At 70.9% G+C, this 268-nt stretch carries 1 protein-coding gene; it reads left to right on the top strand.

Annotated elements, in window-relative coordinates; genetic code table 11:
• Positions 1 to 268: MerR family transcriptional regulator (locus tag ACPYOI_RS36325; RefSeq protein WP_481424208.1), on the top strand; the 268-nt coding region annotated here is incomplete at both ends.

Raw genomic sequence — 268 nt, 5'->3', positions numbered from 1 at the left:
ACCCTGCACCACTACGACGAGATCGGCCTGCTCGTGCCGAGCGAGCGGTCGGCGGCCGGATACCGGCTCTACACCGACGCGGACCTGACGCGCCTGCAGCAGGTCGTCGTCTACCGACGCCTGGAGCTGCCGCTCGAGGAGATCGCCGCGCTGCTCGACGGCGGCGAGGACGCGGTCACCCACCTGCGTCGTCAGCGCGACGCGGTCATGTCCCGGCTCGACGAGCTGTCCGGCATCGTCGCGGCCATCGACCGAGCACTGGAGAGAG

Source organism: Rhizobium sp. SVR5-2C, from assembly GCF_056755115.1.
Note: the sequence above shows the minus strand (reverse complement) of the source record. Positions and strands in the feature narration are given on the sequence as shown.